General features: G+C 60.1%; 24 protein-coding genes. 11 read left to right on the plus strand and 13 right to left on the minus strand.

The window, feature by feature from the left end:
• The first annotated feature begins 1,027 nt into the window (after positions 1–1,027).
• Positions 1,028–2,263, plus strand: coding sequence for a plasmid recombination protein (locus tag BN1120_RS12970; protein ID WP_042016414.1), 1,236 nt, complete (start codon positions 1,028–1,030; stop codon positions 2,261–2,263).
• A 93-nt stretch (positions 2,264–2,356) separates the two neighbouring features.
• Here the strand turns inward: BN1120_RS12970 and BN1120_RS12975 are convergent, their stop codons facing one another.
• The 11 genes from BN1120_RS12975 to BN1120_RS13015 all read right to left on the minus strand — a co-directional run bounded on the left by BN1120_RS12975 (position 2,357) and on the right by BN1120_RS13015 (position 12,328).
• On the minus strand, positions 2,357–3,187 hold the full coding sequence (locus tag BN1120_RS12975; protein ID WP_042016415.1) for a hypothetical protein: 831 nt from the start codon (positions 3,185–3,187) through the stop codon (positions 2,357–2,359).
• 11 nt (positions 3,188–3,198) lie between these two features.
• Positions 3,199–3,531, minus strand: coding sequence for a hypothetical protein (locus BN1120_RS12980; RefSeq protein ID WP_042016463.1), 333 nt, complete (start codon positions 3,529–3,531; stop codon positions 3,199–3,201).
• A gap of 53 nt (positions 3,532–3,584) precedes the next feature.
• Positions 3,585–3,809, minus strand: coding sequence for a helix-turn-helix transcriptional regulator (locus BN1120_RS12985; RefSeq protein ID WP_042016416.1), 225 nt, complete (start codon positions 3,807–3,809; stop codon positions 3,585–3,587).
• Between the two features lie 726 nt (positions 3,810–4,535).
• Entirely contained in the window at positions 4,536–7,340 is a 2,805-nt protein-coding gene (locus BN1120_RS12990) for a DUF927 domain-containing protein (protein ID WP_042016417.1), read from the minus strand.
• Positions 7,337–7,591, minus strand: a complete 255-nt coding sequence (locus BN1120_RS12995) for a hypothetical protein (protein WP_042016418.1) — start codon at positions 7,589–7,591, stop codon at positions 7,337–7,339. Before BN1120_RS12995 ends, BN1120_RS12990 begins: the two co-directional genes overlap by 4 nt.
• Positions 7,588–7,947, minus strand: coding sequence for a hypothetical protein (locus BN1120_RS13000; RefSeq protein WP_042016419.1), 360 nt, complete (start codon positions 7,945–7,947; stop codon positions 7,588–7,590). The genes BN1120_RS12995 and BN1120_RS13000 overlap by 4 nt, the downstream gene beginning before the upstream one ends.
• Positions 7,944–8,120 carry a hypothetical protein gene (locus BN1120_RS20845; RefSeq protein ID WP_154676066.1) on the minus strand — a complete coding sequence of 59 codons (177 nt, stop codon included), beginning with the start codon at positions 8,118–8,120 and terminating at the stop codon, positions 7,944–7,946. The genes BN1120_RS13000 and BN1120_RS20845 overlap by 4 nt, the downstream gene beginning before the upstream one ends.
• Before the next feature lie 527 nt (positions 8,121–8,647).
• Positions 8,648–8,857 carry a helix-turn-helix transcriptional regulator gene (locus BN1120_RS20850; RefSeq protein ID WP_231959410.1) on the minus strand — a complete coding sequence of 70 codons (210 nt, stop codon included), beginning with the start codon at positions 8,855–8,857 and terminating at the stop codon, positions 8,648–8,650.
• Between the two features lie 117 nt (positions 8,858–8,974).
• The gene (locus BN1120_RS21585; protein WP_197713267.1) at positions 8,975–9,928 is read right to left on the minus strand and encodes a hypothetical protein; all 954 of its coding nucleotides are present in this window, start codon (positions 9,926–9,928) and stop codon (positions 8,975–8,977) included.
• A 90-nt stretch (positions 9,929–10,018) separates the two neighbouring features.
• Complete coding sequence (locus BN1120_RS13010; protein ID WP_042016421.1) at positions 10,019–11,278, minus strand: tyrosine-type recombinase/integrase; 1,260 nt, start codon at positions 11,276–11,278, stop codon at positions 10,019–10,021.
• 186 nt (positions 11,279–11,464) lie between these two features.
• Positions 11,465–12,328: a YicC/YloC family endoribonuclease gene (locus BN1120_RS13015; RefSeq protein ID WP_042016423.1), complete on the minus strand. Its 864-nt coding sequence runs from the start codon at positions 12,326–12,328 to the stop codon at positions 11,465–11,467.
• A 146-nt stretch (positions 12,329–12,474) separates the two neighbouring features.
• On the opposite strand from BN1120_RS13015, the gene rph reads away from it, so the two are divergent.
• From rph to BN1120_RS13060, 9 genes are all read left to right on the plus strand, one after another.
• Positions 12,475–13,191 carry a ribonuclease PH gene (gene rph, locus BN1120_RS13020; RefSeq protein WP_041214222.1) on the plus strand — a complete coding sequence of 239 codons (717 nt, stop codon included), beginning with the start codon at positions 12,475–12,477 and terminating at the stop codon, positions 13,189–13,191.
• Between the two features lie 74 nt (positions 13,192–13,265).
• Positions 13,266–13,919: an orotate phosphoribosyltransferase gene (gene pyrE / locus BN1120_RS13025; protein WP_010676102.1), complete on the plus strand. Its 654-nt coding sequence runs from the start codon at positions 13,266–13,268 to the stop codon at positions 13,917–13,919.
• A gap of 179 nt (positions 13,920–14,098) precedes the next feature.
• On the plus strand, positions 14,099–16,528 hold the full coding sequence (locus BN1120_RS13030; protein WP_042016425.1) for a heavy metal translocating P-type ATPase: 2,430 nt from the start codon (positions 14,099–14,101) through the stop codon (positions 16,526–16,528).
• The gene (gene cueR, locus BN1120_RS13035; RefSeq protein ID WP_010676100.1) at positions 16,525–16,914 is read left to right on the plus strand and encodes a Cu(I)-responsive transcriptional regulator; all 390 of its coding nucleotides are present in this window, start codon (positions 16,525–16,527) and stop codon (positions 16,912–16,914) included. Before BN1120_RS13030 ends, cueR begins: the two co-directional genes overlap by 4 nt.
• A 153-nt stretch (positions 16,915–17,067) precedes the next feature.
• Positions 17,068–18,222: a GGDEF domain-containing protein gene (locus BN1120_RS13040; protein ID WP_039039690.1), complete on the plus strand. Its 1,155-nt coding sequence runs from the start codon at positions 17,068–17,070 to the stop codon at positions 18,220–18,222.
• 30 nt (positions 18,223–18,252) lie between these two features.
• Complete coding sequence (locus tag BN1120_RS13045) at positions 18,253–18,516, plus strand: YihD family protein (RefSeq protein ID WP_010676098.1); 264 nt, start codon at positions 18,253–18,255, stop codon at positions 18,514–18,516.
• Between the two features lie 197 nt (positions 18,517–18,713).
• The gene (gene ccoG / locus BN1120_RS13050) at positions 18,714–20,162 is read left to right on the plus strand and encodes a cytochrome c oxidase accessory protein CcoG (RefSeq protein WP_010676097.1); all 1,449 of its coding nucleotides are present in this window, start codon (positions 18,714–18,716) and stop codon (positions 20,160–20,162) included.
• Positions 20,163–20,236: 74 nt separating this feature from the next.
• Positions 20,237–21,226, plus strand: a complete 990-nt coding sequence (locus BN1120_RS13055) for a serine/threonine protein kinase (RefSeq protein ID WP_042016426.1) — start codon at positions 20,237–20,239, stop codon at positions 21,224–21,226.
• A gap of 209 nt (positions 21,227–21,435) precedes the next feature.
• Positions 21,436–22,044, plus strand: coding sequence for a thiol:disulfide interchange protein DsbA/DsbL (locus BN1120_RS13060; protein WP_010676095.1), 609 nt, complete (start codon positions 21,436–21,438; stop codon positions 22,042–22,044).
• A gap of 74 nt (positions 22,045–22,118) precedes the next feature.
• Here BN1120_RS13060 and pncB read toward each other — a convergent pair whose 3' ends face one another.
• Entirely contained in the window at positions 22,119–23,297 is a 1,179-nt protein-coding gene (pncB, locus tag BN1120_RS13065; RefSeq protein ID WP_010676094.1) for a nicotinate phosphoribosyltransferase, read from the minus strand.
• 101 nt (positions 23,298–23,398) lie between these two features.
• A complete protein-coding gene (locus BN1120_RS13070) occupies positions 23,399–24,034 on the minus strand; it encodes a nicotinamidase (protein WP_042016427.1) in 636 nt (211 codons plus the stop codon).
• 74 nt (positions 24,035–24,108) lie between these two features.
• Here BN1120_RS13070 and BN1120_RS13075 point away from each other — a divergent pair, with 74 nt between their 5' ends.
• Positions 24,109–24,759, plus strand: coding sequence for an NUDIX hydrolase (locus BN1120_RS13075; protein ID WP_029314880.1), 651 nt, complete (start codon positions 24,109–24,111; stop codon positions 24,757–24,759).
• Positions 24,760–24,835: the final 76 nt, after the last annotated feature.

Consider the following 24,835-nt stretch of genomic DNA (forward strand, 5'->3'; position numbering starts at 1 on the left):
TCTTTGATTATGATGCACACAATCACCGCTCGCGTCTAGGGACACAAAATTATCTATCAAGATGATTCTGTGAACTGCATCCCGGAATGCTCACGAAATCAGTCAAAACAGCCGTAACCACAACCAAAAAAGACCTTAACGCCATGTCCGAACGATTTGGTATGTAGAACATGCGCTGACTTACAGGAAAGTGAAGGATTCTGAAGGATTCTGAAGGACTTCTTCGAGGGTGTTGTCGCTATCCGGCACCAGATATGACGTGGCATGTGGCTGATCTTTCAAGTGAGTGATTTTCCACACACAAAGCGGGCAGGCGAGGCGGGGCTTCAACTGCGCGCGCTGGGTACTGGCAGGGGTCGGTAAGCGGCGTCTGCCGCTCTGGGTCGATGCTTGAGGATCAGGGAGTATGTCGGGAGCGGTTCGCGGGTCGATGCCGTAGCGGAGCGCTCAGGCCGCCAGATGAGAGGCAAAACAAAGCCCCCTCGGTGAGGGGGCCTTTCTTACGCCTACTCGGCATCACAGAGAACGCCTTATCAGTTTAGCTCTCCCTACTCAACCAACCCTGTCAGATCTGACAGTCGGTAGGGATTGAACCGGTTGATCTCCTCCCCCGCCCAGTCATTGAGCACTAGCAGACTTGCCTTGATGCTGTCGCCGGGTTGCTGGGCCGCCATTACCTCTGCGCTTTGGACTCTGACATGGTCGGCAGGCTGCGCCAGCCGCTATCTGCCGCACTGGGTGAGCGAGTGAGGAACTGCCGAGGCATGGCCAAGGCGCAGGTGCAAATGCTCGGCTGGAATGTACGGTCGAGGCCAGCACGAACCGCCGACCATCTTGGGCTTTGGCCCCGTAGGGCCGACACGTATCACCCGCGCCACGAAGTGGGGCAGGGGATACGTAAGAGTCGGTTACTTTGCGTACGCAACTGCCTTACAACCACACCAAAAAATTTCCCAACACTAAATTGACTCGATTGGATAGCTTGGTGGTGAGGGCTGTCATGGGACAGCAGAGGAAGGGGTGAGGTATGTATCAGTTTGGGCATGTGGAAGCGTACGCACGGAAACCTCAAAAAGGGGGCTGGAGTGTGCATGACATCGCGAGCGAGGCCGAACGAGTGCCCGCACATTGCAAGCATGTGTTGATGGTGAAGGAGCCCATCCGCGTCTTTGGCTGCTCGCCGAAAGAGGCGGTTGCATTGGCTGAAGCCTGGGGAGCTCAGGCCAAGGATGGGTTGGGGAGGAAACTGCGTTCAGATGCGCCGGTGCTGCTCGCAGGCATCCTCTCCTATCCGAAGGATGGGCAGGAGTGGTCTGCGTTTAAGGCGCAGGCTTTGATCTGGCTCAGGAAGACGTACGGTTCGGCCCTCAAGTCGGTGGTAGTGCACCAAGATGAATCGCATCCCCACCTCCATTTTTACGCAGTGCCAGAGTGCGGGCAGGACTTCAATGCGCTGCATCCTGGTAGAGCTGCCGCCGCAAAAGCCAAGCGCAATGGTGACCAGAAGGCACTCCAGCAGAAGGCTCATAATGAGGCCATGAGGGCTTGGCAGGATCGGTTGTATCTAGAGCTTGGCCGGGATTTCGGACTGGCCCGGATCGGGCCAAAGCGCCAGCGGCTGACAAGACGCGAGTGGAAAGCCCAGCAAGCGGCCCAACAGGCTATCCTCGTGGCTGAGCGGGCGGCGAAGGCAGAGGCCGTGTTATCAAAGCAGCAGCAAGCCAGGGTCATGCTGCACATCGAGGGACGCGAGGTCGGTCTCCTACGCAAGCAGCGGCTTTACGACAGGGCAGAGCTGGACAGGGTACGCGACCGGGCCTTTGCCGAGGGGATCACTGTGCAGATGGGCAGGCAGGGCGAAGCCGCGAAGATCGTGGCGGAACGTCGGATTTTTGTCAGCGAAAACATCCTCAAGATTGAGGGCGATTCGAAGAACATCCAGGCTCACCTGGCAGAACAGGAGGCCGCGCTGAAGGCTCGCGAGAGTGCTGTGGCCGACCAGGAACAGCAGCTTCAGGCTTGGGCGGTGCAACTCACCGAACAGCAACGGGAACCTCTGGCAGAAGCGGAGGCCAAGCTGGCGCTCGCAAGGCGTAGGCTGGAGGAAAGCCAGGATCGGGAGAAGGCCCTGAAGGCGCGGGTTGAGCGTGCAGAGCGGCTTCCCATCCTGCTCAGCAAACTTCGCAAAGAGTTGCGCCAGCAGTTACCGGAAGCGGTGCTGGAGCTGATACCCAGGCAGAGCCATGGCTACGGGATGGGGTGACTAGGAGTGATTCAGCGCGATCTCGATGCGGGGAAAGCCTCACGACCAGATGCAGAAAACATGAAGCCACCGCTCTCGGTGGCTTCATCGGTTTCAGACTTCACGCACCGCAGCAGCCCGGATCCGTTGAAGTTCTTCTTGCTGTTGCCGCTCAAGTTCGGTTTTGGCTAGCTTGATCTTGTGATTCAGTGAATGGCGCGAAACAGGACTGGCCCAGGACTTGGAAAGCCTAACAATCGGCGGGCGATTCATGACGACGCCCAGTGCCTCGGCATCCCCTTCCCAGCTTTCTCCATCACGGCTCTCCAGTTGTGCCACCACGTTTTTGATGAACGCTTCCGATGGTCGAATGGCTGGTTGTGCGCCAAGGGTAAACTGGTAGGCGACTTGGGTATCAAACCCCAGCGAGACCTCGTTACGGCATGCATTATCGAGAATAGATTCATACCGGCGCAGTTGCGCAAGGTGTTGACACAGCTCGCCGATCAGTTCTTCTGCTCGCTGCTTGAATGACGCCTGGGCGTTCTTGAGCAGCAAGGCAACGATGCGAGTACGGGAGCTCACCTCATCACAATAGAGCGGCCAGCCCTTGCCCTGCTGCACATGCCCGATCATCATTTCCTGTTTCTTGAACAACGCGATGTCGTCCAGCTCGATCTGGATCTCGCCAGTCCGGCTGATGAGGTCGCGATATTCTTTTGCCGATAGGGCTCCACTGGCCCTTCCGGTCATTCTCAGCTCAGACAATCGTGCCAGTTCATCCAGCAGCTCCTTCTCTCTGGCCGGGGATATCTCTAGCAGGCGCTGGCGCTCGCCTTGATCCCATTCATCAAAGGCAGCCCGTGCGGCCCGTGCTTGGTTGATGGCCTGCTGCAGGGTGATCTCGCCGTTGTTATGAGATTCGGTGGTCTGGGTGGGTTCCATTGTGTGACTCCTTAGCAGTCGGTTTCGGTCAGGTGGGCCAGAGCGGTTTGCAGTGGGCTATTGCTCTTGGTGGCGAAGTTCATCACCCCGGCCTGCCCGAGGGTCAGCAGCCCCAACGCCCCCGACAAGAGCAGCAATTGCTGTTCATCGCGCGGGCTGAGGGGCAGTTTTACCAACTCGTCTGCCTTGCCTGCGTATTTACGCAGGTCCTCACGGGTTAGGCCGTCCAGCATATCCAGCAGGATTACTTCTTGTTGCTCGGACACTTTGGGCTTTGCCGGATGGTTGAGCATGTGAGCAAAAATTCGGCCGCAAATCGCGCCGTGGTTAAGCTGCTTGGTCATGGTGTTTTCTCCATCAGGAATAGGGTTGGTCGGTATGTTGACCATGTTCATGCTCAGGTGGTGGCCATGGCATGGGCCGTTTCCAGCTTGGCCAGATCGATCCCGTGCTGTTTCAAGGCGGGCTCAATCTCAGCCCGGATAAAGCGGTAACGGCCATTTCGGCCCAGACGGATCGGGCGCGGTAACTCGCCCCGTTCGACCATGCGGTCAATCGTGTCGTAGCGACAGCCGATCAACACGGTCAGGCGCTTACGCTCAATGAACACTTGATGGGTCATCATGCTCTCCTGCTGCTAGTTACTTTATGGAGGTTGCAACGGTTTAGGCTGAGAGTCATTTCACTGTCGTTGTAAAACAGCCGTACACAACGACGGTTATGACTGTCTCCGCTATGAGGAATGATGCGTTGGTATTGAGTGAAATGAGAGCCGCGACCAGTGTGCCCACGGCTGGCACACTGGCGAGGTTGGGCGTGTCGGGGATGGTCTGCGTACTCGGAGATGATGCGGGAGAGGCAGTGGAGGTTGCAGGAGGGGGATCGGGGGCTGCTTCCCTAATTCAAGACACGAAAACAAATGCGCCAGCCAGAGAAAGGATTTGACGCGCAACCACATTTTTTGCTATTCGCGCACGCACATGCGCATGTGTGAACAAAAAAACGGTGGGAACAGTGGGAACATGGGAACATTTCCCGCTAACCCGCGCCAGGACTGGGTTTCTCTGTTCCCACAATCGCTGGAATGGGTGGGAACAAAGGGAACAGGGGTTGGGAACATTTTCGACTTGTTCCCACTGTTCCCAATCTGTTCCCACGAAATTTAATGAGTGTGGGAACATTGGTATCACTTGCTGGATAAGGCTTTGAAGGTCATTTACCTATCTTGTTCCCACTGTTCCCATACTTTTATTAGATTCTCTCCTGCGTGCGCACATGCGCGAATAGCATGGTAAGCAACAAAAAGTAAAGGGCCGCACGATGGCGACCCCTGCTTTCTTCTGGCTGGCTATTCGTCTTCCGGCCCATCGGCCTCATCAGCCAGCACTTTCTCGGTCAGCATGTAGATCCAGACAGTTGCGCCGCTATCCCGCAGACGGATCTTACGCTGGGCTCGTTTGCCATCATTCGAAGGCAGCAGATAGCCCGCCTCCAAACAAAGCTGGGCTACCCGTTTGGGATCCCGACCGCGGGTGATCTCATTCCAACCAGGGGGCAGCACAATAAAGCTCACGCCATCGGCATCCTTCTTGCGATAGCCGACCATATTGGCCGGACGGTGGTTGGGGTCGAACCAATCGGCAAAGCGGCTGTGCTGATGCGCCACAACAAAACCACGCACCTGATCCAGGGTGGCCTTGTCTTCCTTGTTGCCCAGGTGCCCCCGTTCATCCAACCACGCCTTGAGGCATACCCGCACAGCACGGGTCGCTTCACCCAGGGGCCAACCGGTGATCCCCAGTTCAGTGGCCAGCTCACCTGCTGCGGCCACTATGGCAAAGCGATTGATAGCCCGCCCAACCTGATTACCGGCCCCCATTGGGGTCAGCTCGACCGCCAGCCGTTTAATCTCTGCCTTCAGACGCTCCTTGTGTGCGTCCAGCCCTGTTGCCAAGGTCTCGATGTAGGTACGAAATGCGGTGCCGTATTCGTGCTTACAGGCCTCGTTGAGGGCATCGGCAAAAGCGCGTCCATCCGGTTGGTTGTGCAGCACCTCAAACGCACCGTGCTTGCCGGTACTACTCGGGATCTGGATGGTACGCACTTCCATCCCGGCTTGGGTACGCTTACCCGCTTCGGCGGCGTGATCTTCTAGGGAAAGCTCCCCTGTGGAGAGGAACAGCAACCGCCACGCCTTGCGCTCTTTCAGCTCACCATCCTGCTTGCTGCGACCCTTGCCTTGGCCATTCGCCAGCATGTAGGCCACCTGTCCGGCCTCGCGCCCATCCAGCTCGCCCAGTTCGTCCAGGCACAGCAAGGCATCGTTACGCCGACTGGCGATCCCCTCTATGGCGTTGCCGGTCGCCCTCCAGGTGTGACAATAGCGATCGGGTTGGCCATAGATGCTGGCGGCAGCCCTCATGATGGTGGACTTGCCATCGGTACTCTCTCCCTTGAGGTGGAAACCGCCCCCTTCTTGCCCCACCAGTGACAATAGGGGCGCGGCGAAGGCCAGCGACAAGGCGAAGCACAGGCGGGAGTTACCCACGGCCATAGCGGCGATCTGGCGCTGCCAGTCGGCCAGCTCCCCCGAGCTGGTGAAGTCGCTGCTCAGATAGCCGGCCGATTGCAGGATCACCTGCTCAGCATCCGGTCCGATTCCCCCACCCGGCAGCACATAGGCTTTTCCGTGCCAGCCGGTACGTTCGACACAGGTCACCCGCCGCTCGGGTTGGCTCATCATCAGATAGACCGCCAGCTTGTCGAGCTTCTTGAGGTTCACAAAGGGCAAGCCGCCATTGAGTAAGGACGCCAACGCCTCCTGGCCACCACGGTGGACCAACATGCTGACCGGCATCGCCCATTGCCGGGCACGGCCAGCCCGATCCTGCCACTCCAGCAAGCGCCCTTGGCCATACCCTGCCTCGTCGGCAGTTTCGGCAACCACCCTAAGCTCTGGAGAAATCAGGGTTTCCTCCAGCCTGCCGTTCTGTCCCGATCCCACCCATTCGTGCACGTAGAGCATGCCGTCCCGGATCTCATAGCCCTCAGGCAGATCCTCGCCATCAGTTAGTTGCTGCTGCTCGCCTTGTGCCTCAGACATGGAATGCAATGGGATCACTTCGGCTCGCGGCCCTTCCTTCTGGATGGCGTCTTGCTGCTGGGTCTGTTCAATCTGGCTCATGATGGCTCTCTTGGTCTCTTCAAGCCCATGGGCCTGGTGATAGTCGTTCCAGTCGCCTGCCGTGGGCGGTAGTGCTACCACAGCCCCCACTGCAGCAGCGGCTTGCTCGGCCTTGGTCTTGCCGGGATTGCCCGTTGTGGTGGCATCGTTGTCGGCGGCCAGCCATAACCGGCACGGTTGCAAGGGGTCGTCCATCCCCCTAACCACCTGAGCGATGGCCAGTAAGTTACCGGCGTCCATGGCGCAATAGACGGTTGCCTCGGTTGCGAGGTGAACGCTCAGACCGGTGGCGTAGCCCTCGCAAACCGCCACCATGGCATTGCCTGGGATCCGGTGGCAGGCAGCCTGCTTCTGGCCACCGGCAAGGTAGTGCCTCACCCCGTCATGGCGGATCAGCTGTACGTTCACCAGTTCGCCGGTCTCGTTGTAGAGCGGCACAACCAGGGAGTCAGCGGGGAACGACTCTTCCCCCACTCGGATCAGGGTGCTATTCAACAGTCCACTGGGCCAGCTCAAGCGCTTATGTGCCAGATAAGGGGATTGGCCAGGCTTACAGTCGCGCAGGATATCTGCGGCGCGTCTGGCGGCTTTCTGGTGCTTAATCTGCAGCTGTTGTTGCTCTACATCAGCCTGCGCCCGCTGTTGCTGCTGCAATTGCTCTCGATCTGCCTCTGATATGGCAACATGGGAAAAGCCAAGAGCCCCCGCAACCAGTTCCGCAGCATCCTTCGGCAACTTACCGGTGACACGGCGGATCAGATCCAGCCCATCACCCGCGCCACACTGGCTACAAATCCAGGTACCACGCCCGCCCTTGTCATCAAGTCGAAAGCGATCTTTCCCACCACAAGCCGGACAAGGACCATGCTGCTTACGTGGCGGTACTGTCACCCCCAGATTTGCCAGCAGTTCCGGCCAGTGGCCACAAGCTGCGGCGGTGACATCAGAAACAAACGTTGCCCGGTTCATGCCTCACCCCCGACCAAAACGGTAACCAACTCGTTGAAAGCCTGCTTGTCCAAACCAGCCTTCAGCTGGCGGGCCTGCTTGGCAGTAACGACGCTCGCCATACCGTTGGTGCTGGCAATGAAGGCATCGCGCTGCTGACGGCAGGCAAAGGCGCTCAGGCTACCCGCTTGTGAACGTTTGCCGGTCTTGGGGTTGGCTGGGCCAATGAACGTGGGTTGTTGGGCCGCTGGAGCCCAGGCGTAATAGGTCATACACCCTCCCTGAGCTGGGCCAGCTCGACAGCTTCAAACTCGGCCATGACCGGTGCAAGCAACACGCTGAGCTCACAGGGCTCGGTGTGAGATTGATTTCCCTCAATCACTTTGAGCAGCATGGAGAGATAGCGATTGATCCGCTCAGCAGGCGCCGCTAGCGGTGTCCGCACGCAACCAACCTCCAGCTCATCAAGCTGTATTTGTAAGGGGCGCAGCAGATCAGCGAGCTCCAAATAGAGCATTGTTTCGGTATTGGCGTTACAGACATTGCACAGTGCAGAAGTGAACAGCGCAGCTTTATCAAACAGGGCCTGAGCCTGGATAACCTGGCGGGATCGAATGGACTGTTTCATGCTGCAACTCCCTTGCTCGGGATGCGGGACAAAAACACCAGGGGTAGACCGGCCAGCGCAGAACGCGCTTGTGCTTCGCTGTTGGCAAAAGCTGAAATGGTGCGGATACGGCGTAGGTCTGCCAAACGGCAGGTACGGGAATGCTGGATCAGGAAGGTGTAGATCATGGCCATTATCTCTCGGTTTAGTGAGTCGGCCATGCTGCAAATGGGGGTGCGGCATGGCATCAACTACCTCCGAGAGAAGGCGGGCCTTATTCACCCTTGCGGGCTTATTGGGGCCTCTCAACCATACCGCAAAAGCGGGTACACTCCCGCCGTGATCGGCGTGAATGTGAAGTTCATCTGTGCGATTGCCTGGGGTAGTAGCCCAAATGGCAGGCACAAAAAAACCGCTAATTGTCGGCTGCGGGTGACCGCTCTCGGAAGTAGTACTGTTGGGGTTAGTAGCCCCAACGGATAAGATCGTACCGCGTCGGATGGTGTCACGCAATATCATTTTGCACGCCCTACCGGGGATTTTGGGCAAGGCTTCGCCCTGGGAGGTGCGCCCATATGGTGAAAAGTTCATAGCGGAGTTATCCTAATGTCGGTGGTTGGCTGGCTTGCCGAGCATGTGATGATGCGATGAAGCGCCAGCGGATTGATCAGGGCTGTTCTGTATTTCAGGCAGCCCTTACTTTTGCTGCCATATTCACGTCCTAGGCTGCTTTACCCTGGGCGTTCATCCAATTCCGAATGTCTTCAGCCCGCCAAGCTGTCACCCGCTCAGACAATTTCACCGGCTGTGGGAGTATTCCCTTCGCTGACCAACGCCAGACAGTGACGACTGCGATCCCTAAAACCTTTGCCAACGTTCCCGCCCGAACAAAGCCTTCTTGTGGTAATTCCGATCCTGATTTCAAAGACATGGCTTGCTGCTCCTTTACGTGTCTTGTCGTTGCGTGAGCAATCAAACCATGGTCGCGAATGGATGTGGCTGAGTTATGGAAAACTCAGCGGAGTTATGAATAACTCATTAAGTTGGCTTACCTGACACCGGCCTTTTTTAGCCAATCGATCAGTGTGTTATCGTCAACCTGAGGATCTCCGAAACCAGGGATCCTGTTTGCAATCTTGAGGCGGAGAGCCCCGATGCTGCCCTGAAAATCGTCATCGGTTAGACCGTGCGACCTGAGCAGCTCAACGATGAAACTGCACTGTTTACTGGTAACCCGCCCACGTCGCGCAGTCTGATTAAAATCATTCAGGGATGCGTGGGCCTTCTCTGGGCGAGGTTTACTGGAGTGTTTGAGCATCACTTCGCCCGTCAACATGTGTTGTTGGATTTTCAGCAGGTCTTCCCGGACGACCCGAAAACGCTGCTCCATGTTGCTGACTAGCACACCAAGAAGCTCAATCCCCACTGGGTCCGGGCCCTGGCCGTCGATATAGGTAGATGTGATGTCCCACCCCATGTCTGCATCTAATAGCCCGGGTATTTGAGCTCTGCATACGTTGCTGGTATCAATGGCCCAAAGGCCGGATATGAAGACGTGGCGAGCCCACACACCATCGTTTGGCTGTTGCAAATATAACTTGGTCCCATACTGGAAACCTTTAGGACCATAATCAACGGCTATGCAATGTTCATCGGGTGGCAAGGTGTCGAATTTGCACTCCATCAAACTAGTCAAATACGTCAGCCCACTGAGCCCATTTATTTTTTGTTGGTTGATAACATCCGCAGCAAGAGCAGACAGTTCGTGGTTATCTATATCTCTGACTTTGTGGCTCGGAACGGTTTCATCAATAAATATTTCATCTGTCATGAATCCATCTGACATGCCGGAATTTAATTCGTGATCATAAAATTCGGCGTAGAGGGTGATGGCTCCCACCGCTGCCCAGTGAAATATATCTTCGACCTCACAATCTAATAGTCTGGCGGCCCGTTCAGGGCTGCAATAATAAAGTGGGATCAATGGTTTATCATTTGCCATGGTGTTGCTCGCTCACCTTGTATGAAATGTCGGACCCGGCGGGCAAGGTTCCCCGCTTTTCATTCCATCGTGCTAGGCCCGGCAAAGTTGTTATCTGTATTGTGAGATTGGGACTATAGACTGTGTGTCGCCCTGTTCCAGTGACAGCAGGAGATCCGCCCACAGCGCCAAACCTGCCCGGCGTTCATCAAGGTACTGGTGGCGGTTGTAAATGCCCTCCACGCCCCTGATACGGTGGTTGAGGCAGCGTTCGGCCACAACAGGATCAACCCCCAGTTCTGCCAAATGGGTGCGGCCAGTGCGGCGAAAGTCATGGATGGTGAAGTTAGCCACGCCCGGCATTTCGCGCTTCACCTTTGCCAGGGCAACCGGCAGGGTGCTCTCTTGAATGTGCGGGATCATGCGGTGTTGCATCTTGCGAGCTGGAAGCACCCAACGACTACCACCAGAAAGGCGCTGCAGTTCTCGCAGCCACTCAACGGCAGGGGCTGGTAGTGGAATATCAATGGCGTCGCCATTTTTCACCCGTTCGGCGGGGAGGTTCCAGATCGCACGGTTTAGGTCAAACTCGCTCCATTGTGCCCCACACAGCTCCATCTTGCGGCAGCATAGGGTTAGAAGCAGCTTGATGGTCAGCTCGTTCTCCCGACTGAATCCCTTGGCTTTGCGCATGGCCTCAAAAAGTTGGCTTAGCTCGTCACGGGTTAGCCAGCGTTCCCGGCTCTTTTCCTGACCGCCCGCATCAGCAATCCCAAAGGCCCCGGCGGGGTTTACTTCCACAATGTGGCGCTTGATGGCGTAATCAAAGATCCGGCGTGTCCAGCGTAATACGTCGTTGGCCACTGTTGGTGCGCCACGGGCCAGGATCTTTTGCAGCATGTCGTCAATGTGGCGAGGCTTAACGTCCTCGATCTTAAGGTGCCCTATGTTTGGGTTTATGTCCTTGTCGATTCGGCGGCGTAAGATGTCCGGGTGCTTCCACTTTCCTAGGATCTGCCGCTCGAAATACTCGGTGGCGACATCTGATACCCGCAGGGCGTTTTTCTCTTTCTCAATTTTCGCCAAGGCTTCGGCTTTACGTGCCTGCTTCTCACCGGCTACGTCATGGCCTAGAGCCACTCTGGCGGATAGTTTCTTTGTGGTTTCTCTAGCCTGGGCTAGCGATAAGTCACCATAAGAGCCCATCACCATGACACGCATCTTCCCCGCGAAGCTGTATCGAAAGCGCCATGTAGGCACCTTGTCGTTTGCTCTGTATCTCAGATAGAGCCCGTTGCCGTCAGAACGACCCTCGAACCGTTCTCCTGCCTTGATCCATGCACGTATCTGCATGTCGTTCAGCTTGCCCATCGTTCCCCCGGAACATTGAATTGGGGTTTGTACCCAAAGCGTTGTACCAAAATGCTATAGGGTACATGTATGGGTACAATGTTATATCGCCATTGTATGACACCGAAAGACACGACATGCAAACAAAAAAGCCCGTATTACACGGGCTTATGGTTGTTTTGATATTTCACGATATGCCGTGAAATATTATTCAATATTCTGGATCTGCTCGCGCATCTGCTCGATGAGCACTTTCAACTCGACGGCGGACTGGGTCACCTCGGCGTTGATCGACTTGGAACCGAGGGTGTTCGACTCGCGGTTGAACTCCTGCATCATGAAGTCGAGGCGACGGCCGCAGGCGCCGCCCTTCTTCATGATCTTGTTGGTCTCGCTGATGTGCATCTCCAGACGATCCAGCTCTTCGGCCACGTCGATCTTCTGGGCCAGCAGCACGATCTCCTGTTCGATGCGGGCCGGATCCAGCTCCACCTTGGCTTCGGCCAGCCGGTCGGTGAGCTTCTGGCGCTGCCACTCGATGATCTGCGGCAGGTGCTCGCGCACCTTCTTCACTTCTACCTGAATGCCGGCCAGACGCTGCTCGATCAGGGCCTTGAGGTTGGCCCCTTCGCTGGCGCGGGAGGCGAGGAAATCTTCCATGGTCAGATCGAAACCGCCGAGCAGCTCGGTGGCGACCACGTCCATGTCCTGCTCGGCGGCAGCCATCACGCCCGGCCAGCGCAGCACGTCCACCGGATTGAGCTGACCCTGGCCCGCCTCTTTCATCACCCAGTTGGCGCTCTCGATGATGAGTTTGGCCAGCTCTTCATTGATGTGGAGCTGGCTGGCGGCGGCCTGGGCGGCCTCGAAGCGCAGGTTGCACTCCACCTTGCCGCGCTGCAGCTTGGCCCGGAAGCGCTCACGCAGAACCGGCTCCAGGCTGCGCAGTTGTTCCGGCAGGCGAATGTAGGTCTCCAGATAGCGCTGGTTGACCGAACGAATTTCCCAAACGGCTGTGCCCCAGTCGCCCTTGAGTTCCTTGCGGGCGTAGGCGGTCATGCTGTGAATCATTGATTGTTCCGGGCTTGATGAAGTGTGGGGCCAGTATACTCAGCCAGCCCTGCTCCGTCAGCCGACGAGGTGGTTTTAGCGGCTGATATTTGAGTAGCGATCGCTTATACTCCTGCGCCAATTTAGCCAGCCCAGAGGTCAGTCCCATGTCCCGTCCCAGCGATCGCAGCGCCGCCCAGGTGCGTCCGGTAACCATCACCCGCCACTTCACCAAGCATGCTGAAGGGTCCGTACTGGTGGAATTCGGCCACACCCGTGTGCTCTGCACCGCCAGCGTCGACACCAGCGTGCCGCGCTTCCTCAAAGGCAAGGGGCAGGGCTGGGTGACTGCCGAGTACGGCATGCTGCCGCGCTCCACCCACTCCCGGATGAACCGCGAAGCGGCGTCCGGCAAGCAGAGTGGCCGCACCCTGGAGATCTCCCGCCTGATCGCCCGCTCCCTGCGCGCGGCGGTAGACTTGAGCGCCCTGGGCGAGCACACCATTACCGTTGACTGCGACGTGTTGCAAGCCGACGGCGGTACCCGTACCGCCGCCATCACCGGGGCCTGCGTGGCGCTGGTGGATGCGCTGAACTGGATGGTGGAGAAGGGGCTGATCAAACAGAGCCCGCTCAAGCAGATGATCGCGGCCGTCTCCGTCGGCATGTATCAGGGCGAAGCCATCTGCGATCTGGAGTACATCGAAGACTCTGCCGCCGAGACCGACATGAACGTGGTGATGACCGAAGATGGTCGCATCATCGAGGTGCAGGGCACCGCGGAGGCCGAACCCTTCACCCACGAGGAGCTGCTGGCCATGCTGGCCCTCGCCAAGGGCGGCATCGCCGACATCATTGCGCTGCAGAAGCAGTCGCTTGCATGATTTTAAAAACGCGGCACTGTCCGCGTTTTTTTATACCCCACGAAAGTAAACGACAAGCCAAGCAAGGAGCCAGAATGAAAGCCTACCAGCGTCAATTTATCGAGTTCGCCCTGGAGAAGCAGGTCCTCAAATTCGGTGAATTTACCCTGAAATCCGGTCGTAAAAGCCCCTACTTCTTCAACGCCGGCCTGTTCAACAGCGGCCGCGATCTGGCCCGTCTCGGCCGCTTCTACGCCGCCGCCCTGATGGATGCCGGCATCGAGTTCGACGTGCTGTTTGGCCCGGCCTACAAGGGGATCCCCATCGCCTCCGCCACCGCGGTGCAGCTGGTGGAGCAGCACGACGTGGACGTGCCCTGGTGCTTCAACCGCAAGGAGGCCAAGGATCACGGCGAGGGCGGCAACCTGGTGGGCAGCCCGCTCAAGGGGCGCATCATGCTGGTGGACGACGTCATCACCGCCGGCACCGCCATCCGCGAATCCATGGATCTGATCCAGGCCAACGGCGCCTCCCTGGCTGGCGTACTGATCGCGCTGGACCGTCAGGAGAAGGGCAAGGGCGAGCTCTCCGCCATTCAGGAAGTGGAGCGTGACTACGGTGCCCACATCATCGCCATCATCCAGATGAGCGATCTGATCCAGTATCTGGAAGAGAAGCAGGCCGAACAGCCGGAGCTGGCGGCGCAACTGGCCGCCATGAAGGCTTACCGCGCCCAGTACGGTATCTGAGTCGCCGCGCATACCGCGCAATAGTTGAAGGCGGCGCCCGTTTGTTCTCTGGCAGCAAACGGGCGCCATTTTTTCATCTGCAAAAAGTGGATCATGTGGCTTGAGCTTACCCTTACAGTAAAGGTTAGGGTTTGCCAGTCGGCGTTTTGTGGTGCCGACGGGTTCCTGGGAGGAACAACATGACCACTCATCTTCAATCACCCATTCATCTGCAGTTGCCGCTCAGCGGCATGAGCTGCGCCAACTGCGCCGGCCGCATCACGACCGCCATCAACAAGCTCGACGGGGTATCGGCCACCGTCAACTTCGCGCTGGAGCAGGCGGCCATCGAGCTGACCAGCCCCGACCGTCTGCCGGCGGTACTGGAGAGCATCCAGGCGCAGGGTTATGACTACGGCAGTGAGACCATCCTGTTTCAAATCACCGGTATGACCTGTGCCGGTTGCTCGGCCCGCCTGAACAAGATGCTGGCGGCGCTGCCCGGCGTCATCTCCGCCGACGTCAACTTCTCCATCGAGCAGGCTCGTATCGTGCTGGTACCCGGGATGCAGACCCCCGCCGCCCTGCGCGAGCAGATCGAGGCCCTCGGCTTTGGCGCCCAACTGGCGCAAGGCTCGGCCAGCGGCCGCCGCCAGCAGTTGCTGGAGCGGGAAGCGCAGGAGGCCGCCAGCGCCCGTCAGGCGCAAACCCGGGTCATCGTCTCGGCTTTGCTTACCCTGCCGCTGCTGGTGGGGATGCTGGCCATGGCCGGTCTGCTGCCCTGGCATCTGCCCGCCTGGCTGGAGCTGGTGCTCGCCACCCCGGTGCAGTTCTGGATTGGGGCCCGCTTCTATCGCGGCGCCTGGCTCGCCATCAAGAACCGCTCCGCCAACATGGATGTGCTGGTGGCGACCGGTACCAGCGCGGCCTACTTCTACAGTCTCTATCTGTTGTTGACGCTGGGGATGGCTGCCAGCGGCCAGCTCTACTTCGAGGCGAGCGCCATCATCATTACCCTGATCTCCCTCGGCAAGTTGCTGGAAGCGCGGGCCAGACGCAGCACCCAGTCCGCCATTCGCGAACTGATGGCGCTGCGGCCGGAAACCGCCACCGTCTGGCGCGGCGAGCGCTGGCAGATCGTCGCCATCGACGAGGTGCTGCGCGGCGACAGGCTGCAGGTGCTGGTGGGGGAGCGGGTGCCGGTGGACGGCAGAATCGCGAGCGGCGAGAGCGAGCTGGACGAGTCGATCCTCACCGGCGAGAGCCTGCCGGTGCCGCGCGGCGAGGGCGACAAGGTGCTGGGCGGCGCCATCAACCGCTCCGGCGTGCTGGAAATTGAAGCCACTACGGTGGGGGAGGACTCCAGCCTCAGCAAGATCATCGCACTGGTGGAGAACGCCCAGATGGGTAAGGCGCCGCTGCAACAGCTGGTGGACAAGGTCTCCGCCGTGTTCGTGCCGGTGGTGATGGCCATCGCCCTGTTCACCCTGCTGGTGTGGTACGCCATCAGCAACGACTTCGGTCAGGCGCTGCTGGCGGCGGTGGCCGTGCTGGTCATCGCCTGTCCCTGTGCGCTGGGGCTGGCGACACCGGCGGCCATCGTCACCGGTACCGGGGTGGCGGCGCGCCACGGCATTCTGATCAAGGATGTCGATACCCTGCAGAAGGCCCACGCCATCAAGGCGCTCATCTTCGACAAGACCGGCACCCTGACCCAGGGCCGGCCGGTGCTGGCGAGCTGGAGCGGCAACGATGAGCAACTGCGCCTCGCTGCCGCTCTGCAGCAGGCGAGCGAGCACCCGCTGGCGCTGGCCATGCGCGAGGCGGTCGGCAAAGATGCCGTGCTGCCCCAGCCGGAGGCGGTGGAGGTGCGGGTCGGTGCCGGTATTGTCGGTCAGGTCGCCGGTCATACGGTCGCCATCGGCAATGGCTCTTTGCTGGCCCAGCTCGGCATTGAGGTGCCCGCGCAGGATAAACAGCCTGCCGACGGCGCGACCCGGGTCTGGGTGGCCATCGACGGCGTGGTGGCTGGCATTGCGGCGCTGGCCGATACCCTGCGCCCCGAGAGTCCGGATGCCATCGCCACCCTGCGTCAGCGCGGCATCGCCAGCTGGCTGGTGAGCGGTGATGCGCCGGCGCCGGTGGCCCATATCGCCGCCAAGCTGGGGCTGGACGGGGCCTTTGACTCCGTGCTGCCAGCCGGCAAGGTGGAGAAAGTGGAGGCGCTGCGGGCGCAAACCAGCGGGCTGGTGGCCATGGTGGGGGACGGGGTGAACGACGCTCCTGCGCTGGCGGCGGCGGATGTGGGTATCGCCATGGGCTCCGGCTCCGACGTGGCGATGGAGACCGCCTCCATCACCCTGATGCGATCCGACCCGCGGCTGGTGGCCGATGCCATCGACATCTCGGCGGCCACCTGGCGCACCATCCAGCAGAACCTGTTCTGGGCCTTCGTGTTCAACATCATCGGTATTCCGCTGGCGGCGCTGGGTTACCTCAGCCCCGAGCTGGCGGGGGCGGCCATGGCCTTGAGCAGTATCACCGTCTTGAGCAATTCCCTGTTATTGAAGCGCTGGCAGCCCCGGGCGGGCAGCCTGCGTGCATCTGAATCCCAAAGGAGTCATTCATGAACATCAGCAAGGTCGCCAAGGCCACCGGCCTGACCGCCAAGACCATCCGCTACTACGAGAGCATCGGCCTCATCTCGTCACCAGTGCGCAGCGACAACGGGTATCGCAGTTATACGGATGCCTCCCTGCGGGAGCTGCGGTTCGTCAAGCGGGCGCGGGAGACCGGCTTCAATCTGGAGGAGTGTCAGGAGCTGCTGGCGCTCTATCGGGACGAGCACAGAACCAGTGCCCAGGTGAAGAAGCTGGCCCAGGAGAAAATCGTCGATCTGCGCTCCCGCATCGCCGGTTTGCAAGCCATGCTCAGCGCCCTCGAGGAGGTGGTGAGCTGCTGTCACGGAGATGCGAATCCCCAGTGCCCCATCCTCGACGAGCTGGAGAAAGGGTGAGGGAGGGCTGCGCCATTCGACCCTGCAGAAAAGGGTCTGTCGGGGCCTGTGCGGGAGGGGACGCGCTGAGTGGCAGCTTAATAGCGGTCGATTGATTGTTGAGCAGGAAAGGGGAGTGTTAAACTGTGCGGCTATTGTACAGGGAGTACCCAGTTGACACAGAGTGTGAAATATCAGGTGCGGCGGGCCATCATGGTCCAGCTCTATACCCATGCCTCCTTCAGCCTGCCTTGCCTGGGGCTGCTGGCGATCAGCTGGAGCCTGCTGTTCCACGATTACCTGCCGGCCAGCGAGTCGCTGGGCTGGCTCGGTCTGGTCCTGTTGCTGTTGCTGGGGCGCTGGTGGCATCTGCGCTGGCGCCAGCCCAGGCTGGCGGAGCTTCCGCTGCCGGTGCTCGAGCGCGAGCTCTTTGTCGGGGTGACCATCACCTCCATCGTCTGGGCACTGGGCGTGCTTCTCTACATGGACAAGCTGCCCGACACCTATCGTGCCGCCATGATGATGCTCTCCAGCCTGATCCTGACCGGCAGCGCCATCATGCTGTTCGGCAGCCGTCGTACCCTCTATGGGGCCGTGCTGCCCCTCGGGTTTGCCATGTTGTTCGAGCTCAGTGGCGGCAACACCCAGGAGCGTATCGTCTCCTGCATGCTGGCGGGGTATCTGTTCGTCTTTCTGCCGACCCTGCTGCGGCGCCTGCGGCGGGATCAGGTGGCCTCTCTCTACCACAGTTTTTCCAATGCGGATCTGGTGGCCGAGCTGAAGGCGGTCTCCGAGCACCTCAAGCTCACGTCCCGCCTCGACGGTCTGACCGGCATCGCCAACCGGGCCCATCTCGACGACTCCCTGGCGCGCGCCTGGCGTCGCTGCCACCGTGCCAGGGCGCCTCTTTCTCTGGTGCTGGTGGATGTGGACTACTTCAAGCAGTTCAATGATCACTATGGTCATCAGGTGGGGGACCAGTGCCTACAACAGGTGGCGAGCCTGCTGGCCGAAGTGCTGCGGCGGGAAGACGATCTCGCTGCCCGTTACGGAGGAGAGGAGTTCGCCCTGCTGCTGCCCTGCACCACCTTGCAGGGGGCCATGCAGATCGCCGAGCAGGTGCGTACCTCGTTGCGAGCCCTCGGCATTCCCCACCACAAATCCCGGGTCTCGGGGCGGGTCAGTTGCAGCTTCGGGGTGGCGACCCTGGTGCCGGATCAGCATCACTCCATTGCCGAGCTCATCCAGAAAGCGGATGCGGCGCTCTATCAGGCCAAGCATAATGGCCGGGATCGTATCGAAGTAGCCTTGATGGGTAAGGTTGCCTGAGTTTCACAAGACAGATTAAAGAGGTCGTCTATGCAATGTCATCGTATCGAAGAGCTGCTGGAACTGCTGCAGCCTGCCTGGATCAAGGAGCAGGATCTTAGCCTGGTGCAGTTTGTTGCCAAACTGGCCGAGGAGGCGGGATTTGACGGTCCGCTGTCCGCACTGACCGACGACATGCTGATCTACCACCTCAAGATGCGGGAATCCGACAAGCAGGCGATGATCCCGGGGCTGGCCAAGGATCACGTGCCCGACTTCAAGGAGGCCCTGCTCAAGGCACGCGGCATCAAGTAATCCGGCCGTCACATCGCCATCAGAGAAAGGTTTCAAGAGAATCTGTGAAAAGGCGCATAGTCAACTGGCTATGGGCCTTTTTTGTTGCCTGAAATTGCGACGGGACTCGAACTATAGATACATTTAACCCACACAATTAGCAGGTTGTTTAAGATATAATCGCTTTCATAACAATATGAGTGGAGCGATGTGTTGCAATGGCCGACAAGGACAAGATCGACATCAAGGATGTGACCGGTGACGTCACCGGGACCTTCAATCCCAACACCTTCAAGGCGGGAGATGACAGGTTCAACCCCGGCAACCGCATCTATGTCCGCTCCCAGACCGGCTACTGGCAGCGGGTGCGCAAGGCCATGGGCTGGTTCTTCGTCGCGCTCTTTGTTCTCCTGCCCTGGTTGCGTTATGACGGCCGTCAGGCGGTGCTGTTCGATCTGGAGCACCAGCAGTTCCATATCTTCGGTGCCACCATCTGGCCGCAGGATCTCACCCTGCTGGCCTGGGTCTTCATGATCGCGGCCTTCGCCCTCTTCTTCGTGACCACCTTCCTGGGCCGGGTCTGGTGCGGCTATCTCTGCCCCCAGACGGTGTGGACCTTCCTGTTCATCTGGTTCGAGGAGAAGCTGGAAGGAGCCGCCAACAAGCGCCGCAAGCTGGATGCCGCCCCCTGGAGTGGCGAGAAGCTGGCCCGGAAGGGCGCCAAGCACCTGGCCTGGATCCTGCTGTCCCTGGGCACCGGCCTCACCTTCGTCGCCTACTTCCAGGATGTCTTCCACCTGGTGCCCGATTTCTTCACCCTGCAGGCGGGAGGCTGGGTCATCTTCTGGGTGCTGTTCTTTGCCGCCTGCACCTATGGCAACGCCGGCTGGATGCGCGCCATCATGTGTATCCACATGTGCCCTTATGCCCGCTTCCAGTCCGCCATGTTCGACAAGGACACCTACATCGTCGGCTATGACAGCCAGCGTGGCGAGACCCGCGGCGCCCGTGGTCGCAAGGCCGATCCCAAGGCCCTGGGGCTGGGGGACTGCATCGACTGCGACCTCTGCGTGCAGGTCTGCCCGACCGGCATCGACATCCGTGACGGTCTGCAGTACGAGTGCATCAACTGCGGCGCCTGTGTCGACGCCTGCGATCAGACCATGGAGCGGATGGGGTATCCGAAGGGGCTCATCAGTTACACCACCGAGCACAAGCTGGCCCACAGTGAAACCCAGGTGGCGCGGCCCAAGCTGATTGGCTATGGCCTGGTGATGGTCGTCATGCTGGGGGTCTTCGTCTATAACGCCATGTCCATCATGCCCATGGGGCTCGACATCCTGCGGGATCGCAACCAGCTGTTCCGGGAAAACAGTGAAGGGCTCATCGAGAACACCTATACCCTGAAGATCCTCAACAAGACCCTGAACTCCCAGACCTACCGGCTGGACGTGGAAGGGCTGCCGGAGTACCAGTGGTTCGGACCCCGCGAGGTGACCCTGAAGGCGGGCGAGATCTATACCCTGCCGGTGAGTCTGGCGGTGGATCCCTTCAACCTGAAGCGCCCCACTCTGGACGTCCAGTTCGTGCTCAAGCGGGAAGGCGCGGCGCCGGATGACAGCAAGGGGACCTTGCGCCAACCGAGCAAGTTTATCAGCAGGTTGTGACGGCAAGGCGCACCGCCATGCACGGCAACGGCAGACAGTGGTGATAGAATGGGGCGCAACAGCGCCCCTTTTCTATGGTGGATGACATGCGTTTCAACTATTCCGACCTCAATCCCGATCTCATCATGGATGCCATCGATCTCAGCGGCTTGCGCATCGACTCCGGCCTTATCGAGCTCAACAGTTACGAGAACCGCGTCTATCAGTTCCAGGATGAGGATCGCCGTCGCTACGTGGTGAAGTTCTACCGCCCCGGTCGCTGGAGCCGGGCCCAGATCCTGGAAGAGCACGCGTTTGCTGCGCGCCTCTGTGAAACTGAGATCCCGGTCGCCGCTCCCATTGCCTTTGCCGGCGAGACCCTGCTGGAGCATCAGGGCTACCCGTTTGCCATCTGGCAGAGCGTCGGGGGGCGTCAGTTCGAGGTGGACAACCTGGACCAGCTGGAGTGGGTGGGGCGTTACCTCGGTCGCATCCACAGCGTCGGTGCCAGCCATGCCTTTCATCACCGGGTTCCGCTGGATGTGGAGAGCATGCTGCACGAGCCGCGTCAGTTGCTGGCGGCAGGCGAGTGGTTGCCGAGCGGGCTGGCCAAGTCCTTCTTCGGGGTGCTGGACGAGCTGATCCGGCACGTATGCGACGCCATGACCCTGGATGTGGCGCGCATCTCCCTGCATGGGGACTGCCACCCGGGCAACATCCTGTGGCGTGACGGCCCCCTGTTTGTCGATCTCGACGATTGCCGCACCGGCCCTGCCATCCAGGATCTCTGGATGATGCTGAACGGGGAGCGTCATGAGCAGCAGATCCAGCTCGATACCCTGCTGGCTGGGTATGAGGAGTTCATGGAGTTCGACCCGCGGGAGCTGGCGCTCATCGAGCCGCTGCGTGCCATGCGCATCGTCCACTACATGGCCTGGCTGGCAAGACGCTGGGAAGATCCCGCCTTCCCCCGCCACTTCTCCTGGTTCAACACCGAACACTACTGGCGCCAGCAGATTGCGACCCTGCATGATCAGCTCGAGGCATTGAAGGCCCCGCCGCTCAGCCTGATGCCGCAGTGGTAGGGGCGTGAACCCGGCAGATCGCCACGCCACGGGGCGTCCGCTGGTGGTGTCGCCCGCACCATTGCCACAGCGGCAAGGTGCCCGTGGGAGGCGGGATGGCGGTCCCGCCTGTCTGCCTTTGCCATTGACGGCACGAGGGTGAGGCAATAGGCTTGGACTGCTTCGGTTCGCCGGGCGTGCCTCACAGTGATCCCTTAACAGGAAACGTCATGAAAAAAGTACTATTTTTCCTCGCTGCCATGCTGATGATCCCCATGGTTCACGCCGCCCCGCAATTCAAGGAAGGTGTCAACTATGACGTGGTCAGCCAGACCGGCAGCGCCCAGCCGGAAGTGATGGAGTTCTTCTCCTATTTCTGCCCGCACTGCGCCAAGTTCGAGCCGATTGCCGAGGATCTGAAGAAGAGCCTGCCGGAAGGCGTGCCGATGAAGAAGAACCCGGTGGCCTTCCTGGGCCGTGAAATGGGCCCCGAGATGCAGCGTGCCTACGCCGTCGCCAATCTGCTGAACGTGGAAGGCAAGCTGACCCCGGCCATCTTCGACAAGATCCACACCCAGCGCCAGATCCCCCAGAGCCGTGCCGACGTGAAGCAGGTCTTCGTGGACAATGGCGTGCCGGCCGAGGAGTTCGACGGTGCCGTCGACAGCTTCGCCGTCTCCGGCATGGTCTCCCAGTTCGATCGCAACACCGAGAGCTACAATGTGCGCGGTGTGCCGGCCTTCCTGGTCAACGGCAAGTACATGGTGAAGATTGAATCCATCACTTCCCAGGAGCAGTTCAACCAGCTGGTGAAATTCCTGCTGGCCAAGAAGGACTGATCATTCCTGAGTCGATACAAAAGCCCGCCGGTGCAAACCGGCGGGCTTTTTGTTTGGCGTCTCGCGGGCCTGACTCAGACCCCGACGTGGAAGGCCTGCTTGAGGTTGCGAATGAAGTCCGCATCCCGGCAGAGGGTCTTGCCCGGGCTGTCGGAGATCTTGGCAACCGGGCCGCCGTTGCACTCCATCAGCTTGAACACGATGTTCATCGGGCTGACGCCGGGCAGATCGCAGGTGAGCTTGGTGCCGATGCCGAAGCTGGTGTTGATGCGGCCACGGAAGTGGCGCAGCAGCTCGACGGCCTTGTCGAGGTTGAGCCCGTCGGAGAAGACCAGCGTCTTCTCGGCAGGATCGATGCCGAGCCGCTGATAGTGGCTGATGGCCTTCTCGCCCCACACCACGGGATCACCGGAGTCGTGGCGCAGCCCTTGGTAGCGGCTCGCCAGCTCGAAGTCGAAGTCACGCAGGAAAGCATCCATGGTGATGCAGTCGGTGAGCGCGATACCGAGGTGGTTGGTGAATTCGTCCAGCCAGCTGGTGAGGGCGGCGCGCTGGCTGAGCTCCAGCGGGAAGCCGAGCTGCTGGTGGGCCTGGAACCACTCGTGAGCCTGGGTACCCACCGCGGGCAACCGGTACTTCTGGGCCAGCAGGTAGTTGCTGGTGCCGCGAAACGCCGGCAGCCGTTCTTTGAGACGACCCACCACGGCGTCTTGTACCGCGAGGGAGAAGCGGCGACGGGTGCCGAAGTCGATGAGGTTGAACTCGCTCATCTCCTCCCGGCTCAGCTCCCGTTCCAGCTTGTCGATCTTCTGATCGAGCCGCTCCAGTGCCTGGCTGACGCCGAACTGGGGATAGCGGAAGCGGTTACGCATCTCGCTGATGATGGCGAGCACCGGGATCTCCCACAGGATCACGTCCTGCCAGGGGCCTTCGACCCGCACATTGATGCGGCCATCCTGCTCGAACACCTTGAGCAGGGAGGCGTCCAGCGGCTTGCGGCGCAGGTGGTCCAGGTAGTCGGGCGTGAAGAAGGGGCGTTCGGCCAGGAAGTCGAGTTCGGACCGGGTCAGGCGCAGGGAGCCGGCGAGGCGCAGTTGTTCCTCGATCTGGCCCATCATGGGCAGCAGATCTTCTTCGTTGCGGCTGTGGAACTCGGCGACGACGTCGGCATCCGGATAGCGATGGAACACCGCCTGCTGCATGTGCAGCTTGTAGGCATCGGTGTCGAGCAGGCTGTGGAGGATGGGAGGCATATCAGGCTCCTGTGATGAGTGCTGCGCGGGCAACGCACTCTGGCTGCATCTGTGACGGGTGGGCGCCGGTGTCGGGTGGGCAGTGGAAAATGGAAGGCATGTCAGGCATCCAGCAGGCGTTGAATGTCGGCCAGGGTCTGGGCCAGCTCGGCGCCGGCCTCGATCATCCGGGTGCGGGCCTGGTCGATTGTCTCGGGGGCGATGCCGCGGCAGGCGTCGAGGTGGACGATGACCCGGAAACCGGCGCGACGCAGTTGCAGCACGCTGGTCTTGACGCAGTAGTCGGTGGCGAGGCCGCCGACCAGCACGGTAGTGACGCCGCGGGCGTGCAGAAACTCGATGAGCCCGGTGCTGCGGCGCTCCGCCAGGTCGTGATAGCAGGCGCCATAGGGATGCAGGTCCGGCTCGACCCCCTTCCAGACGAAGAAGTCGTAGTCGATGGGGGCGGGCAGGCCGTCGAGCAGCTCGAACCCAGGTGTGCCGGGAACGCAGTGGGCCGGCCAGGTGAGATCGGCATTCGCCAGAGCAAGGGGCTGCAACATGGCGCCGGGTTCGGTCACCACCCAGGGGGCGTTCGCGGGGTGGGCATCCTTGCTGCCGGCTCGCAGGGTGGCGAGGGCAGCCTGGGCATTGAGCGCCGCCACTATGGTATCCCCGCCAGCGACGGGCAGCTCGTTCGGGCAGAGGGGGGTGAATCCCTTCTGCGCATCAATATCCAGGCTGGCGATGATTCCCATGGATGGCTCCTTAACATAATATTCTTGTGATATTATCTACCAAACATTATTAGAAGGCGAGCAGGTCGACCAGGATGCCGAGAATGAGTCTGGATATGGTGGTGCTGCGGTTGCGCGAGGAGCGGCTCGAGCTGCTTCTCGAGACCCGGGATCGCCCCCCCTTTGCCCACTGCTGGCAGTTGCCGGCCCTGCGCATCGACGAGACCCGGGATCGGGATCTGGACGCGGCTCGCCATCGCCTTCTGGCAGAGTGGGGGCTGGAGCACTGCTACAGCGAGCAGGTCTGTACCCTCGGCAATCTGGAGCGGGATCCCCGCGGCTGGTCCACCACCCTCGTCTATCTCTGTCTGGCGGATCCCGATGGGGGGGCGGTGCGCGGTCGCTGGCATCCTCTGGACGATCTGCCCGGCCTGCAACTCGCCTTCGATCACGGCAAGCTGGTCGCCATGGGGCTGGAGCGGCTGCGCATCAAGAGCCGTTACAGCACCCTGCCGCTGCATCTGCTGGGGGCAGAATTCACCCTCTCCGAGGTGCAACGGGCGTTCGAGATCGTCCTGCAGACCCCCATGAACACGGCCGCATTTCGCAAGCGGCTCCACCGTGCCGACATCCTGGTGGACACAGGGCGCAAGCGCACCGGCAAGCAACGTCCCGCCATCCTCTATCGGCTGGAGACCCCCTGTTGCGTCATGTTCGATCAGGTGATGCACGGTGCGGAAGCATAAGCCGATGTCTGCGAAAGCCGGACTGTCGCCCCATAGCGGGTCTGGTGCACTGGTACCTCACACAGGAAGTGAAAGC

This window comes from Aeromonas caviae (assembly GCF_000819785.1).
GTDB classification, from domain to species: Bacteria; Pseudomonadota; Gammaproteobacteria; order Enterobacterales; family Aeromonadaceae; genus Aeromonas; species Aeromonas caviae.